We start from the raw sequence: 13,973 nt of genomic DNA, 5'->3' as shown, positions 1-13,973 counted from the left end.
GTATCGCGGCGATCGGTGCAGCCGACAGAGAAATGCATCAGGCCCCGGATGGAAGAACCGGGGCCTGATAAATGGCAGGTTATTGCGGAGGCTGTTCGGTAGGGCGAATGATGAAGCAAGTGGCGGTTGCCGAAGCCAGCAGTTTTCCTTCCGCCGTTTTGAGCGTGCCTTCCGCGAAAGCGACGTTTTTCGACACATAGACCAGACGCCCCTCGGCGATCAGATCAATCTCCTTCGGCACCGGGCGCAACATTTTCACCTGCAGATCGACGGTGCCATAACCCGTCCCTGCGCCCAGCGTACTGTGCACCGCGCAACCGGTCACCGAGTCCAAAACCGTGGCGGCGAAGCCGCCATGAACGCCGCCCAGCGGGTTAAGGTGGCGTTCGTCGGCCCGCGCCACGATGCGGATATATCCCTCTTCAACCGCGGCCGGTTTCATGGGCACCGTTTCAGCGATCGAAGCCGGTGGAATTTTGCCGGCCATCGCTGCCTGTAATAACGCCAGCCCCGTCATTTTTGTCGGATCCATAACTCTCTCCTCTGGTGGTAAATCCGTCATATAGGAGAGGTCTGACCTCTTGACTTGCTTTTTCGTGCTGATGCCGCTTTCCGCCCGCTCTCTATGTTCTTTGAATGTGACCGACATCACTCTTTAAGGTTAATAACCACAATTTATTAATGCCTTTAGATTTAAAACAACTTTCTGCTGTAAACGCCGCCGGAAACTGAACGCAGTTAAGTTCAACATTATTAAGGCGTATCTATCATGGATTTCTTTCTGCAATTAGCGGTTATATTGGCATGCCTGCTGTATGGGGCGCGTAAAGGCGGTATTGCGCTGGGGTTGCTGGGCGGTATCGGTTTGATGATTCTGGTGTTCGGCTTTCACCTGCAGCCCGGCAAACCGCCGGTAGACGTGATGCTGGTGATCATCGCGGTGGTGGCGGCCTCCGCCACCCTGCAGGCCTCAGGCGGGTTGGACGTCATGCTCCAGATCGCCGAGCGGATGCTGCGGCGCAACCCGCGATATGTCTCGATCATCGCGCCGTTCGTCACTTGCATTCTCACTATTCTTTGCGGCACCGGCCATGTGGTGTACACCATCTTGCCGATCATCTATGACGTGGCGATCAAAAATAACATCCGCCCGGAACGGCCAATGGCAGCCAGCTCGATCGGCGCGCAGATGGGCATTATCGCCAGCCCGGTCTCGGTGGCGGTCGTTTCACTGGTGGCGATGCTCAGCAGCTACACCTTCAATGGCCGCCATCTGGAATTCCTCGATCTGCTGTCGATCACCATTCCTTCCACCCTGTGCGGCATTCTGGCGATCGGTATCTTCAGCTGGTTCCGCGGCAAAGACCTGGACAAAGATCCCGAGTTCCAGAAATTCATCTCGGTGCCGGAGAACCATCGCTACGTCTATGGCGACGCCGCCACCCTGCTGGACCGGGTATTGCCGCGCAGCAACTGGATCGCCATGTGGATTTTCCTCGCCACTATCGCCCTGGTGGCGGTACTGGGGGCCTTTTCCGACCTGCGACCCAGCTTCGGTGGCAAGCCACTTTCCATGGTCCTGGTGATCCAGATGTGCATGCTGATGGCCGGGGCGCTGATCGTCATCATTACCCGCACCAACCCGGCGTCTATCTCTAAAAACGAGGTGTTCCGTTCCGGCATGATTGCCATCGTGGCGGTGTATGGCGTCGCCTGGATGGCGGAAACCATGTTCGGCGCGCACCTGACGCAGATAGAAGCCACGCTGGGCGTGCTGGTGAAAGAGTACCCCTGGGCCTATGCGCTGATCCTGCTGCTGGTGTCGAAATTCGTCAATTCGCAGGCCGCCGCGCTGGCGGCGCTGGTGCCGGTGGCGCTGGCGATCGGCGTCAACCCGGCCTATATCGTCGCTTCGGCGCCGGCCTGCTACGGTTATTATATTTTGCCGACCTACCCCAGCGATTTGGCGGCAATTCAGTTCGACCGCTCCGGCACCACCCGCATCGGCCGCTTCGTGATCAATCACAGCTTCATTCTACCGGGCCTGATCGGCGTCAGCGTCTCCTGCGTCTTCGGCTGGATCCTCGCCGCGGCGTTCGGTTTCTTATGATCTGTAGTGTGGAGCCCTGCGGGGCTCCCTGCAGGCAGGGTGGCGGCATGACAAGAAAGGAAAAAAATGCAGGCGTAATGCGAATTTCAGACACAAAAAAACCGCCTCTCGGCGGTCTACGACATTACTACTTATTGCTTTGATTATTCGGTATTTTTATTCCCTGGTACCCGGGGCGGGACTTGAACCCGCACAGCCATAAGCCGAGGGATTTTAAATCCCTTGTGTCTACCGATTTCACCACCCGGGCTCGGGAAAGTTGGAGGCGCGTTCCGGAGTCGAACCGGACTGGACGGATTTGCAATCCGCTACATAACCGCTTTGTTAACGCGCCTTTATTCTGTTTTGCCTTTTCAGGCCAAAGCCGGTGAATCACCCACTTCGTTTTGTTCTTCGGGATTGCGATGATAAAATCGCTTATCCTAATCATCTGATTCTTAAGTAATTTATTTCGTTACTGCCGAATCGATGGACTGCATTATGGACTAAACCCCCCACCTTGGCAACCCCCCGAAATAGCAAAAAGTTCTCTAACGCTTTCAACTGCTTATTTTGTGGGCGCACTGTTCACAATGCCAACGAAAAGGCAAGCGGAATGTTGATATTATATGCATCGGCTCAGGAATTCATGGGCAAAACGGTTCTTTTTCTCAACAGGAATGGCCCTCCCCGGCTTTTCGCTTGCTTATGGCGAAGGGCTATCGTGCAAAACCTCATCAGTCGGGGCATCACGCAATCTCCGACGCCACCATAAAAACCCGGCGAACATTCCCGGTAAGACCGCGATCGCGCCAAAAATACGCTGATCGGCATTCAGCAAACCGGGGGCAATGGCGGACACCACCGCACACAACAGCAGAAACCACCGCAATTGGCGAATGCCTGAATGGGCGATACCGGCAATAGCCCCCGCCAAACATGCCGGCAAAAAACCGAGCGCATAAGAAAAAATGCCGATAAACCCCGCCATGCCCAGCAAGTCGCCGGCATCGAGAAGACTTATTCCCACCCACTCACCGCTGCCGAACGCCATCAGCAGAAACATGAGCACGCCCCCCAACGGCGGGGCGACCAGGCCGAAGAACAGCGCACATCCCGCCGCCGTTCTTATCAGATGCTTTAAAGCACCAGATTCCATACATCCTCCTATGCCCGGTTCCAAAAGACCGACCTACCGCTTCACTTTGCCGATAACCCAGCGATTTGGCGAGGCGACAGCGCAGCATGGCTGTGCCTGAGTGCTCGGATGGTGTCATACGCCGCGTTATTTTCTTCTTGCATGGCGAACCGCCCGACGTATCAAATTATTGTTTCACCGTTTAACGGCTGCATCCAGCAGTATGACAACGACAGGAAAGATACGTGAGGAGAGTCAATAATCGATATGGGAAGATGAAGAAAGGTTTCGCCGAATGGCGCAGAAGCAGAAAACGAAAAAGGGCCCGAAGCCCCTTTTCCTTACCAGCCGAATCACGGGGATTCAACAGGCTAATGTTTGGAGCGGGAAACGAGGCTCGAACTCGCGACCTCAACCTTGGCAAGGTTGCGCTCTACCAACTGAGCTATTCCCGCATTACCAGAACCGACTGATTTCTTTGCTATCTTTCGGCAATTCATCGTTGTCGTCTGATGCGATGCATTCTACTTACCTGACGTGATGAGTCAATAAAATTGTTGGCCCACCACGATCGTTTGCCGCTTTTTGCAGCGTATCGATCACGGTTCCAGCAAATCGTTACGCGCCGCGTTCAAATATTGGAACATCGACCAGAAAGTCAGCACCGCCGCAATATACAGCAAGCCGATCGCCACATATTCCACAGAGCGATCCGGGCGCCACAGCAAACCCACCAGCGACATCATCTGCGCCATGGTCTTCACTTTGCCGATCCAGGACACCGCCACGCTGCTGCGTTTGCCAATTTCCGCCATCCACTCGCGCAGCGACGAAATGATGATTTCGCGGGCGATCATGGTGGCCGCCGGCAGCGTGATCCACCAGCTGTGGTAGTGCTCCGCCACCAGCACCAGCGCTACCGCCACCATCACTTTGTCCGCGACCGGATCCAAAAACGCCCCGAAGCGCGTCGTTTGTTTCCAGCGGCGCGCCAGGAAACCGTCAAACCAGTCGGTGACAGCGGCAAACACAAAGATAACGGCGCAAACCATCGGAGCCCAGCTGAACGGCAGGTAAAACGCCAGCACAAAGAATGGGATCAGAACTACGCGAAACAGGGTAAGCCAAGTCGGTATATTCAATTGCATAATGCTACGGTAACTATCTGGCTAAAGTGGAAATTAAGAGTATGTTGCTACATTGCCCTCAGTGTTTCAATGCATTGTAGATCTTTTCTGCCAATGCTTGTGAAATACCCGGCACTTTTGCAATTTCCTCCACGCTGGCGTTCAACAAAGGTTGCAGTCCGCCCATATACTTCAACAGCACCTGGCGCCGTTTCGGCCCTACGCCCTCAATCAGTTCCAGTGCGCTGGTATTTCTGACTTTCGCCCTTCTCTGCCGGTGACCGGTAATCGCATGATTATGTGAATCATCGCGGATGTGTTGGATCACATGCAGCGCCGGCGAATCCGGTGGCAACGAAATCCCTTCGCCTTCCGGCACGAAGAACAACGTTTCTAACCCGGCCTTGCGATCGGCGCCTTTGGCGATGCCGATCAGCAACGGTTTATTCTTGTCCCAGGTGACGTTCAGCGAGTTGAACACGTCGATCGCCATGCCGAGCTGCCCTTTGCCGCCGTCGATGAAAATGACATCCGGGATTTTTTTCTCTTCCAGCGCTTTGCCGTAACGGCGTTTCAGCACCTGCGTCATCGCCGCGTAGTCATCGCCGGGGGTGATGCCGCTAATATTGTAGCGCCGATACTCCGAACGCACCGGGCCGTTTCCGTCGAACACCACGCACGAAGCTACGGTCTGTTCGCCCATGGTATGGCTGATATCGAAGCATTCCATACGGTTGATTTCCGCCAGATTCAGCACTTTGGCCAATTCCGCCAGCCGCTGATGGATCGTCGACTGTTGCGAAAGCTTGGTGGTCAACGCCGTTGCCGCGTTGGTGCGGGCCAGCTTCAGATAACGGGCGCGGTCGCCGCGCGGCTTGCTTTGAATTTGGATCTTGCGCCCCGCCAACTCGGAGAGCGATTCTGCGAGCAGGTCCTTTTCCGGCAAGCTGAAATCCAACAGGATCTCGCCGGGCAGCGTGCGCGCCTGGCTGCCCTGCAGGTAAAATTGGCCGACGAAAGTCTGCACCACTTCGCTCATATCCGTACCGCCCGGCACCTTAGGGAAATAGCTGCGGCTGCCCAACACCTTGCCCTGACGGATGAACAGCACGTGCAGGCATGCCATACCGGCGTCGAACGCCACGCCGATGACATCCAGATCGTCACTGTCGCCCGACACGAACTGCCGCTCGGTAACGCGGCGCACGGCCTGAATTTGATCGCGTATGCGCGCCGCCTCTTCGAAATTGAGCAGCTTGCTGGCCTCTTCCATGCGGGCAATCAGCTGGTGCAACACCTGTTGATCTTTGCCCGAAAGAAACAGCCGTACGTAGTCCACCTGCTGCCGGTACTCTTCTTCACTCACCAGGCCGGCGACGCAAGGGCCCAGGCAGCGGCCGATCTGATACTGCAGACACGGGCGCGAGCGGTTGCGATACACGCTGTTTTCGCACTGGCGGATCGGGAACAGCTTCTGCAGCAGCGCCAGCGTTTCGCGCACGGCGTAAGAGTTGGGAAAAGGACCGAAATATTCGCCCTTGGCGTGTTTGGCGCCGCGATGCACCGCTAAACGGGGATGGGTATCGGCGCTGAGAAAAATCAGCGGATAAGATTTATCGTCTCGCAAAAGAACATTATATCGCGGTTGGTACAATTTAATGTAGTTATGTTCCAACAACAGCGCTTCTGTTTCGGTATGGGTAACCGTTACGTCTATTTGCGCGATATTTTTAACCAGCGTTTCGGTTTTACGGCTGCTAACCTGTTGCCGAAAATAGCTGGCGAGACGTTTTTTCAGGTCTTTGGCTTTACCGACGTAGATCACCGTGCCAGTGGCGTCATACATACGATAGACGCCAGGTTGGCTGGTGACGGTACTCAGGAAAGCTTTGGCATCAAAACGGTCATTCACTGCTTAACAACGTCTCCGCATTGAACAATCCATGTCGGATGGCCAGGTGGGTCAGTTCGACGTCGCCGCTGATATTCAATTTGCTGAACATACGGTAACGGTAACTGTTCACCGTTTTCGGGCTGAGACTCAGTTGCTCCGAGATCTCATTCACTTTTTTGCCTTTGGTGATCATCAACATGATCTGCAGCTCGCGCTCAGACAGGCAGCTGAACGGCGTTTCGGCCTGCGGCTCCAGCTGGCTCAGAGCCATTTGCTGGGCGATATCAGACGCGATGTAGCGCTGCCCCGCATGCACGGAACGCAAGGCGTTAATCACTTCCTGCGGCGCGGCGCCCTTGCTCAGGTAGCCGGCGGCCCCCGCCTGCATCACCTTCGCGGGCAAGGGATTTTCGGTATGGATAGTCAGCATGATGACTTTGACGTCGGGTGCATAACGCACAATCTTGCGCGTGGCTTCCAGCCCGCCAATGCCCGGCATATTCATGTCCATCAGCACGATATCGACAGCGTTGCCACGGCACCATTTTACGGCGTCTTCACCGCACTGGGCCTCACCGACAACTTTTATACCTTTGATATCTTCAAGAATGCGTCGTATCCCTGCGCGCACCAGTTCGTGGTCATCAACAAGAAGAACGCTAATCAAGGAAAATTCTCCAAAAAAAGGGAGTAACGCAATCAGCCTCTGTTTTCGCCAGAGATATTACTTGTTTTTCAGACAAGAATGAACACAGATTAATACATACTTCCGAATAACTTTGCGGAGCATAGCTGATTTTTCAATTTTAGCCGTCTATGCCGCCGATAAATCGTCACGTCGGAAAAGATCGAGCGACGAAAATAATTTCGTCGCGCTGCGTCAGACACAGGATAGCGCGACAATCATGCCGCGAGGGAGAAATCTGTGTAAGCAATCACGACATGAATAATATTAACACGGCTGTTGGCTGTTTGTAATCATTTGATATTTAAAGCCGCGGCCAACGCGAGCCTGACAGCCGGCGTACAAAACTATTATTACCGACCAACGCCGGCAAAATCAGTGCCACCCGCCCCCAATAATTATAATAACCCCGATTGTTCAACAATAACGTGCCGGGCAAATACTTGTTAACCGCCTCGAAATAACTGGCCGACAATGGATAACCCGGGCGTGCAATGAGCAAACTTCACCCACCAGCGCCGCCAGAGCAAGCCCGGTGCAGATGGCTGACGCATGCTATGCTATACTCCGCGCCCAGTTAAATTCGCCGCCGTGCGTGGGCAACTTGCCTATAGTCCGCGCGCGGTGCGCTAAAGCAGCTTGTATCAGGCTACGGCCTCAAAAATCAGGAGAGAAAATGAGCAACGTTGATTTCACTACGTCTGCAAACCCGGAGATCTTGGCGACCGAGGTTGCCTGCCTCAAAGCCACGCTGACGCTGATCCTGAAGTCGATCGGCCAGGCCGATGCCGGGAAAGTCATCATCAACATGGAACGTTTCATCGCCCAGATTGAAGATCCGACCCAGGCGGAAATCTTCAAGAACAGCATTCAGCAAATCAAGCACGCTTACCGCCAGTAAACGCTGCCGCTCAGACCCGCGGTTCATGCGGGTCTGTTTTTCTCCGCACTACGCAATACGCAATACGCCATTGATTCTGCTCAGGCTTTCGGGCAGTGTGTTGGCTTTCCCCCGACACCCGAGACCGTTATGGGCATCCTTGTCAAAGCGCTGATAGGCGCGCTGGTCGTGGTTCTGATCGGCCTGCTGGCCAAAACGCGCAACTATTATATCGCCGGTTTAGTCCCGCTCTTCCCCACTTTCGCTTTGATTGCGCATTATGTTGTCGGCAGCGAACGCTCAATAGCGGCGCTGAAAACGACGCTGATTTTCGGCATGTGGGCGGTGTTACCCTATCTGGTGTATTTGATTTCGCTGTATTTCCTGATTAACAGCCTGCGGCTGTCGTTAGCGCTGGGTGCGGCGGTACTGTGCTGGATTGCGGCGGCGTGGCTATTAATTACGCTGTGGGGATGGTGGCAAGGGCGTTAACGCCCTTGCCTGGGCGGTTACGGCCGCCCTGCCTGCAAAACGAAGCCTCGCTGCCGATCGCCGGCGATACGCAGATAGCGGCTTTCACCGGCGCGCAGCGTCATCGGCACGCTGCCGCTGGTATCACGCCAAATACACAGAGAGTTCTCTATCATATCTTGCCCGATGCTCACCGAAGTATTGCCCGGCGGCACGCGAAACTCCGCTTTTTCTTTCGCGCCCAGCGAAGCGGCGAACTCCCCATTCACATAAACGCCGGTGCGGCAGCTACCCGCCAGCATTCCACTGTCGCGCACCACCACCACCGTAGCGTATGGCGTATCCGGGATATTCTGATAAAGCATCAGACGGCTTGGGGGCGGTAATTCAGCCTGTTGCGGTGGTACGGCTTGGGTCGCACATCCCGTCAACAGTGCAGAGGCGAACAACAACGCGGCGTAATGCTTCATCCTTGGCTCCTGAAAAAAATAATGCTTATCGTAACAAGAGAATAGCTGCTGTCAGTAGCCTTCATGTCGCAGAGACGAAAAAATCGGATAACTTCCCACTCATCGCCCAGCGCGTCTTTCCGGATAAGAAGATTCTGTATTAAAGACCTTGAAATAAAGGCGATTTTTACAAATTTAAAACTTTACCATGCCACGTTGGATATCTGCCGCAAACGCGTCACTGACGTAGCTGAAGCCATCCGGCGTGACGTAAACCCGGGTATGACCGGTCTCTGACAGCACTGCCACCATATATCCCAGACTGAGCATTTCATGCGAAGGAACATTCATCGGCGTTAGAAATCCGCGTCCGCGGCACCACTGATAAAAGCGAGTTCGCCCATATCCCAACACGGTGCCAACATCGGAAAGGTGCTTAAAATTATCATAATCCCCTGATGGTGAAGGCAAACCGCCATGGCTTTCAGGCGTTTTCTTTATCCCAGACAAAATAAACTCCTTTTTTGAACCTGTCGCTAACGGTTATCCCTCATCTGAGCTGAATTTAAAAAATCCAAATTTAAAATGCAAATGAATTCCCTGTAACTAAAAAGTATTTAATGGAAGAATTCCGAAAATAAAGGCACAATAAAAAAACAGAAATAAAAAAAATAGAGCATTAATACCGTGCATTAAAACTTGGCCATGGGTAAATATCTTAATTCAAAATTCCATTTAAACAGGATAAGAAAATACTTAGCTTGCATACTGTTCTTCCCTCTCATAACGCTGAGATAATGACCAGGCCATGCAGCAAAAAGAGAAAAGATATAAAATCGCTCTGCCCACACACTCTCATCGTCAGATCAGCCCCTTGTAAGCCTCTCCCCTATCGCCGACGGCGCATTTCAGGGTGCCGTTGCCTCAACCACCCCTAAACAATAACCATTATCATTTCCAATTGTGCCGTCAGTTGATTACACTTTTTCGCATCGCTGGTTGGGAAGATTCCTAGTCAGTGATCACCAGGATAGAGGAAGAGTTAGGGACACCATGAAGAATTACCGTTGTTTGATTGTTTTACCGTTATTGATGATGACTGCCTGTACCCAATGGGAAAGACCCGGCGCAGTTGAGAGCACCCGAAATGCCGAATATGCCGAATGCCGCAGTCGGGGCTACGATCGCTTCCCGCCAGACGTCGTGCGGGACGTAGAGTTCAGCTACGAAAACAAATACATCCCTTGCGAGAAGAATAAGAAAGATTGTCCATCGGGATATCGCTATGACAAAGAGCCGTCGATCAAAACGGTACAGACCGATCGCAATCAGTCAGCCCGAAACGCCACCATCGAGGCTTGTATGTACGGCAAGGGCTGGCGAGAGAAAACCTACTATTGGCCGCAGTGGTGATGCAGCGAAATCGATTTGGACTGAAACGCCACTGCCGCGATGCCCCATCAATTATCGTCGTCGCTGCAATGCCTTCCCAGAGCAACCAGCGTTTCCGTCCGCACCGGCGTTAAAGGGACGCGTGGCGGCGGCAAAGGCCACCCCAACAGGTGCCGCGCCGCCGTCGCGCAAACCTTGCCCTGACAGGCTCCCATACCACAGCGGCTGCTCAGCTTGGCCGTGTTCCAGTCAGGTTGATGGCATACCTGTTCCAGCGTGACGTCTTCGCAGCGGCACAGCAGCGTCTGCGGTTTGGCCAGATAACTCATGCGTTCATCAAGCGCAAAAGCGGCCGCTGTCGACGTGGCGAAACGCCGCCATCGCCGCCGCTGCGCCGTCAGGGATTCGGCTTTTGCCTTTTGCCCGGTGGCGGCATAACCGGCGATAGCGCCGGTGGTGAGCGCCAGTTCACTGCCGCCGATACCGGTACACTCCCCGGCGGCATAAATTTGCGCCTGGCTGGTTTGCTGCCAATAATCCACCGCGACGGCGTCGTGTGCGATCCGGCATCCCAGCAGCATCGCCAGTTCAATATTCGCCACCAAACCGAAGCCGCAGGCCAGCCTGTCGCAGGCCACCGTACTTTCCCGCCCGCCGTTGCCGACGCGCACTGACGTCAAGCGCTCTTGCCCCAATGCCGCCAATACTCGGCTATCGGCACGGTAATGAGTCTGAATCAGAGAAAACGACTGACGCAGCTTGGACGGCCAACGCCACAGGCCGCCGGCGAATGCCGCCAATCGCCGCAGCACCGCCTGTTCCGCTACCAGCACGACCTCGCCACCGGCCTGTTTCACACTTTTCGCCACCGCCAACAGCAACGGACCGCTGCCGGCTATCACCACCCGCTCGCCGCGGATCGCCAGCCCCTGCTTGATTTGCGCCTGTAGACCACCGGCGCCGCTCACTCCCGGCAACGTCCAGCCAGGAAACGGCAGCAGCAGTTCACGGGCGCCATTGCATAGAATCAGCTTTTGATAGCGAATCACGCCGCAGCCTTCAGCGTCTTCATACGCCAATCGGTTAGCGCCACACTGCGCCACCAGCTTGCAGCCGGAGTGCAGCACAATATTTTCCCGCGCCGCCATCGCCTGCCGATATCGTCTCGCCGCTTCAGGCAAAGCCACCTGCGGCCCATCACGCCAGATTTGCCCACCGGGGTGCGGATTATTATCGATCACCCGTATCTGCCCCCCGTTTTCCGCCGCCGCCAGCGCTGCCGCCATGCCGGCCGGCCCGGCGCCGACGATCAGCACCTCGCAATCGAAGTCACTCATCATCGCTCCTCTCAATCCGCATGCCGGATTGGCACAACGTCTGGCACGCCAGGCGGCGCAGACCGTTAATGGTTACCCGGCATTCCTGACAAACGCCCATGCCGCAAAATGGTGCGCGCGGCTGGCGTGAAATCGACAACCGGCAATGATCCCCGCCGCACAAACTGAGCGCCGCGGCAACGCTGATGCCAACCGGCACCCGGTAGGGTTTGCCGTCGATGCTCAACGCGAGCGTGTTTTGCCTCTCTTTCATACGGGCAGCTCCTCGGCGGCAAACGCCCGCGCCGCCAAATACGGGGAATCATCAATCTCCGGCGCCTGCCGGCCGATCTGCGCAGCAAGCAGCGCGGCGCTGCCGAGGGCGGTCGTGACGCCCAGCCCCTCGTGCCCCAACGCCAACCACAACCAGGTATGCCGCGGATGTGCGCCCAACAGCGGCAATCCATCGGCAGAGGCGGCGCGCAGCCCGGTCCAACAGCGAATGATGTTCAGCTGCGCCAGTGCGGGCAAGAAATGCTGCGCGCGCATGAGCATCGCCGCCAGCAGCGGCATATCCAATGACGAATCGACGGAATCGAACTGGCGGGAAGAACCGATCAGCCATTGCCCGGTGGGCCGCGCCTGCACATTGAACGCCACGGAGGCGCCGTCGCTGGCATGCGCGCTGGCGCCATACCCCAGCTCCACCAACTGATGCCGCACCCGCGGCGGATAACGATCGGTGATCGCCAGGTGGCCCTTCTTGGCACGCAGCAACGGCTGCGACAACAAATCATTGGCCCGCAGGCCGCAGGCCAAGACGACCACCGGCGCCGCCAGCGCTCTGCCGTCCGCCAACCGCACCACCGCCTCGTCCAGCGCGATCGCTTCACCCTGCACCACATCGATCGCCGCGCCAGCGTCGGCCAACAGCCAACGCGCCGCGTTCGGCGCATACAAAATGCCGTCGCCCGGCACCCGCAGCCCACCGGCAAGCCCCTGCCGCAGCATCGGCTCCATGGCGGCAACCTGCTCCGCCGTCAGCAATTCCGCCGCCACGCCCTGCTCCGCCAGCCGCGCCCGCTTTTGTTCGGCGATGGCCATTTCATTCGCTTGCTCCGCCAACCACAGCGTTCCGCAGCCGCGCCAGGCGCAGGCTTGCGGCATCCGGCCCGTCACTTCACGCCATAACCGCAGCGAATAAGCGCTCAACGCCAGCTCGGCCGGGTTGTCGTCCATGCATACCAGGTGCCCCATGCCGGCGGCGGTGGCGCCGGCGCGACAGTCGTCCACTACCGAGACGCGGTACCCCTCCCTCGCCAACCGCCAGGCGCAGGCGGCGCCGATGATGCCGGCCCCCACCACGATGGCATCAACTCCCCGTCCGCCGCCCATCAGCGTATGCCCCAGACAAAAGGATCGCGTTCGTCGAGCAGCAGTTGGCTATCGGCGCATACATAAGCCTGCCCACGAATAAAGGGGGTGATGCGCTCGCCGTTCCAGCGGTAATAAGCCTGGAATTCGCTGCCGATGACGCTGGCCTGGCGCCAGTTCATATCGGGCGCCAGTTTGCCGTCCGCCGCCAGACACGCCAGCTTGGCGCTGGTGCCGGTGCCGCACGGCGATCGATCGTAGGCTTTGCCGGGGCACAGCACGAAGCTGCGGCTGTCGGCCTGCGGATCGTCACCGAACAGCTCGATATGGTCGATCGCCCCGCCGTCTTCGCCACGAATGCCCGCCTGTTCAAGCGCCTGCCGGACCGCCCAGGTGAACGCGGTCAGCGCCTCCAGATTGTGTTTATCGATGGTCAACGGCGACTCGCCGATGAGAAAAAACCAGTTTCCCCCCCAGGCAATGTCCCCCGTCACCGGGCCGTAACCGGCCACCTCAACTCGCACCTGGTGGCGATAACGATAAGCCGCCACGTTCTCTACGGTAACGCTGCCGTCATCATGCAGCGTGGCGTTCACCGGGCCGACCGGGGTCTCGAGCAGATGACGCCCGGCGCGGATGCGCCCGAGATGCGCCAACGAAGCAATCAGCCCGATAGTGCCGTGGCCGCACATGCCCAGATAGCCGGTGTTGTTGAAAAAGATCACCCCGGCGGTAGCCTGCGGCGAACAAGGCCGACACAGCAACGCCCCCACCAACACGTCACTGCCGCGGGGTTCGAGCATCACCGCGCAGCGCCAATCGTCATAATGTTGCGCGAAATGCGCCCGCCGTTCCGCCATGCTGCCTTCGCCAAGGTCGGGGAAGCCTTCGACGATCAGCCGGGTCGGCTCCCCGCCGGTATGAGAATCAATCGCCCGCAAAGCGGTGATATGCGCAGAAAGTGCCATCGGCGTCTCCAGGGTTAATGAGATGTTACCAATGACGTTAGCCTGAACGAATGCGCGCATGACGGCTTGATGCGTTTCGGCGTGGCGAATGAAGAAATCAGCACAATGACGACAGGCTAGCCTGGCCCATCACGGGCATACGTTTAACGCAACCATAACAATAACTTATTTATCATGACGTTACTTTCAT

15 protein-coding genes and 3 tRNA genes are annotated in these 13,973 nt (G+C 56.5%); 4 read left to right on the top strand and 14 right to left on the bottom strand.

Annotated features, from left to right (window positions below; genetic code table 11):
• Nucleotides 1-79: 79 nt before the first annotated feature.
• Nucleotides 80-532 (bottom strand): PaaI family thioesterase, encoded by a 453-nt coding sequence (locus tag ACJ8PE_RS18865; protein WP_442536831.1) that lies wholly within the window; start codon nt 530-532, stop codon nt 80-82.
• A gap of 237 nt (nt 533-769) precedes the next feature.
• Between ACJ8PE_RS18865 and ACJ8PE_RS18860 the strand changes: the two genes are divergently transcribed.
• Complete coding sequence (locus ACJ8PE_RS18860) at nt 770-2,110, top strand: anaerobic C4-dicarboxylate transporter (RefSeq protein WP_033642641.1); 1,341 nt, start codon at nt 770-772, stop codon at nt 2,108-2,110.
• A gap of 164 nt (nt 2,111-2,274) precedes the next feature.
• Here ACJ8PE_RS18860 and ACJ8PE_RS18855 read toward each other — a convergent pair.
• The 7 genes from ACJ8PE_RS18855 to uvrY all read right to left on the bottom strand — a co-directional run bounded on the left by ACJ8PE_RS18855 (nt 2,275) and on the right by uvrY (nt 6,915).
• Nucleotides 2,275-2,360, bottom strand: a tRNA-Leu gene (locus ACJ8PE_RS18855).
• A gap of 10 nt (nt 2,361-2,370) precedes the next feature.
• Nucleotides 2,371-2,444: transfer RNA gene (locus ACJ8PE_RS18850), tRNA-Cys, on the bottom strand.
• 351 nt (nt 2,445-2,795) lie between these two features.
• Complete coding sequence (locus ACJ8PE_RS18845) at nt 2,796-3,248, bottom strand: hypothetical protein (protein ID WP_047026313.1); 453 nt, start codon at nt 3,246-3,248, stop codon at nt 2,796-2,798.
• Nucleotides 3,249-3,606: 358 nt separating this feature from the next.
• Nucleotides 3,607-3,682, bottom strand: a tRNA-Gly gene (locus ACJ8PE_RS18840).
• A gap of 144 nt (nt 3,683-3,826) precedes the next feature.
• Entirely contained in the window at nt 3,827-4,375 is a 549-nt protein-coding gene (gene pgsA, locus ACJ8PE_RS18835) for a CDP-diacylglycerol--glycerol-3-phosphate 3-phosphatidyltransferase (RefSeq protein ID WP_033642639.1), read from the bottom strand.
• Nucleotides 4,376-4,433: 58 nt separating this feature from the next.
• Nucleotides 4,434-6,266 (bottom strand): excinuclease ABC subunit UvrC, encoded by a 1,833-nt coding sequence (gene uvrC, locus ACJ8PE_RS18830; protein ID WP_071845073.1) that lies wholly within the window; start codon nt 6,264-6,266, stop codon nt 4,434-4,436.
• The gene (uvrY, locus tag ACJ8PE_RS18825; protein ID WP_004927947.1) at nt 6,259-6,915 is read right to left on the bottom strand and encodes a UvrY/SirA/GacA family response regulator transcription factor; all 657 of its coding nucleotides are present in this window, start codon (nt 6,913-6,915) and stop codon (nt 6,259-6,261) included. The genes uvrC and uvrY overlap by 8 nt, the downstream gene beginning before the upstream one ends.
• 694 nt (nt 6,916-7,609) lie before the next feature.
• Here uvrY and ACJ8PE_RS18820 point away from each other — a divergent pair.
• Together ACJ8PE_RS18820 and ACJ8PE_RS18815 are read left to right on the top strand one after the other, a co-directional pair.
• On the top strand, nt 7,610-7,834 hold the full coding sequence (locus ACJ8PE_RS18820; protein WP_004927950.1) for a DUF2594 family protein: 225 nt from the start codon (nt 7,610-7,612) through the stop codon (nt 7,832-7,834).
• 129 nt (nt 7,835-7,963) lie between these two features.
• Nucleotides 7,964-8,305 carry a GlpM family protein gene (locus ACJ8PE_RS18815; RefSeq protein ID WP_025302360.1) on the top strand — a complete coding sequence of 114 codons (342 nt, stop codon included), beginning with the start codon at nt 7,964-7,966 and terminating at the stop codon, nt 8,303-8,305.
• 17 nt (nt 8,306-8,322) lie between these two features.
• Here the strand turns inward: ACJ8PE_RS18815 and ACJ8PE_RS18810 are convergent, their stop codons facing one another.
• Both ACJ8PE_RS18810 and ACJ8PE_RS18805 read right to left on the bottom strand, forming a co-directional pair.
• Complete coding sequence (locus tag ACJ8PE_RS18810) at nt 8,323-8,754, bottom strand: hypothetical protein (protein ID WP_033642636.1); 432 nt, start codon at nt 8,752-8,754, stop codon at nt 8,323-8,325.
• Nucleotides 8,755-8,928: 174 nt separating this feature from the next.
• Complete coding sequence (locus tag ACJ8PE_RS18805) at nt 8,929-9,243, bottom strand: hypothetical protein (RefSeq protein ID WP_033642635.1); 315 nt, start codon at nt 9,241-9,243, stop codon at nt 8,929-8,931.
• Between the two features lie 543 nt (nt 9,244-9,786).
• Between ACJ8PE_RS18805 and ACJ8PE_RS18800 the strand changes: the two genes are divergently transcribed.
• On the top strand, nt 9,787-10,146 hold the full coding sequence (locus tag ACJ8PE_RS18800; protein WP_033642634.1) for a hypothetical protein: 360 nt from the start codon (nt 9,787-9,789) through the stop codon (nt 10,144-10,146).
• Between the two features lie 47 nt (nt 10,147-10,193).
• On the opposite strand, the gene ACJ8PE_RS18795 is transcribed toward ACJ8PE_RS18800, so the two are convergent.
• From ACJ8PE_RS18795 to ACJ8PE_RS18780, 4 genes are read right to left on the bottom strand one after another with little or no spacing between them, the layout of a single operon-like run.
• Nucleotides 10,194-11,462, bottom strand: coding sequence for an NAD(P)/FAD-dependent oxidoreductase (locus tag ACJ8PE_RS18795; protein ID WP_197792767.1), 1,269 nt, complete (start codon nt 11,460-11,462; stop codon nt 10,194-10,196).
• Nucleotides 11,455-11,715 (bottom strand): (2Fe-2S)-binding protein, encoded by a 261-nt coding sequence (locus ACJ8PE_RS18790; RefSeq protein WP_033642632.1) that lies wholly within the window; start codon nt 11,713-11,715, stop codon nt 11,455-11,457. The genes ACJ8PE_RS18795 and ACJ8PE_RS18790 overlap by 8 nt, the downstream gene beginning before the upstream one ends.
• Nucleotides 11,712-12,836: an NAD(P)/FAD-dependent oxidoreductase gene (locus tag ACJ8PE_RS18785; protein WP_197792764.1), complete on the bottom strand. Its 1,125-nt coding sequence runs from the start codon at nt 12,834-12,836 to the stop codon at nt 11,712-11,714. The genes ACJ8PE_RS18790 and ACJ8PE_RS18785 overlap by 4 nt, the downstream gene beginning before the upstream one ends.
• Entirely contained in the window at nt 12,836-13,783 is a 948-nt protein-coding gene (locus tag ACJ8PE_RS18780; protein ID WP_197792763.1) for a 4-hydroxyproline epimerase, read from the bottom strand. Before ACJ8PE_RS18780 ends, ACJ8PE_RS18785 begins: the two co-directional genes overlap by 1 nt.
• Between the last annotated feature and the right edge of the window lie 190 nt (nt 13,784-13,973).

This window comes from Serratia sp. CY74737, from assembly GCF_052166775.1.
GTDB classification, from domain to species: Bacteria; Pseudomonadota; Gammaproteobacteria; order Enterobacterales; family Enterobacteriaceae; genus Serratia; species Serratia ureilytica.
The sequence above is the reverse complement of the archived record's forward strand: the minus strand, read 5'-3'. Positions and strand labels throughout refer to the sequence as shown.

Coding starts and splice junctions, on each gene's coding strand:
- ACJ8PE_RS18780 (WP_197792763.1), bottom strand. CDS start 13,783: ATGGCACTTTCTGCGCATATCACCGCTTTGCGGGCGATTGATTCTCAT.
- ACJ8PE_RS18795 (WP_197792767.1), bottom strand. CDS start 11,462: ATGAGTGACTTCGATTGCGAGGTGCTGATCGTCGGCGCCGGGCCGGCC.
- ACJ8PE_RS18865 (WP_442536831.1), bottom strand. CDS start 532: ATGGATCCGACAAAAATGACGGGGCTGGCGTTATTACAGGCAGCGATG.
- ACJ8PE_RS18815 (WP_025302360.1), top strand. CDS start 7,964: ATGGGCATCCTTGTCAAAGCGCTGATAGGCGCGCTGGTCGTGGTTCTG.
- ACJ8PE_RS18800 (WP_033642634.1), top strand. CDS start 9,787: ATGAAGAATTACCGTTGTTTGATTGTTTTACCGTTATTGATGATGACT.
- pgsA (WP_033642639.1), bottom strand. CDS start 4,375: ATGCAATTGAATATACCGACTTGGCTTACCCTGTTTCGCGTAGTTCTG.
- ACJ8PE_RS18790 (WP_033642632.1), bottom strand. CDS start 11,715: ATGAAAGAGAGGCAAAACACGCTCGCGTTGAGCATCGACGGCAAACCC.
- ACJ8PE_RS18820 (WP_004927950.1), top strand. CDS start 7,610: ATGAGCAACGTTGATTTCACTACGTCTGCAAACCCGGAGATCTTGGCG.
- ACJ8PE_RS18845 (WP_047026313.1), bottom strand. CDS start 3,248: ATGGAATCTGGTGCTTTAAAGCATCTGATAAGAACGGCGGCGGGATGT.
- ACJ8PE_RS18785 (WP_197792764.1), bottom strand. CDS start 12,836: ATGGGCGGCGGACGGGGAGTTGATGCCATCGTGGTGGGGGCCGGCATC.
- ACJ8PE_RS18810 (WP_033642636.1), bottom strand. CDS start 8,754: ATGAAGCATTACGCCGCGTTGTTGTTCGCCTCTGCACTGTTGACGGGA.
- ACJ8PE_RS18860 (WP_033642641.1), top strand. CDS start 770: ATGGATTTCTTTCTGCAATTAGCGGTTATATTGGCATGCCTGCTGTAT.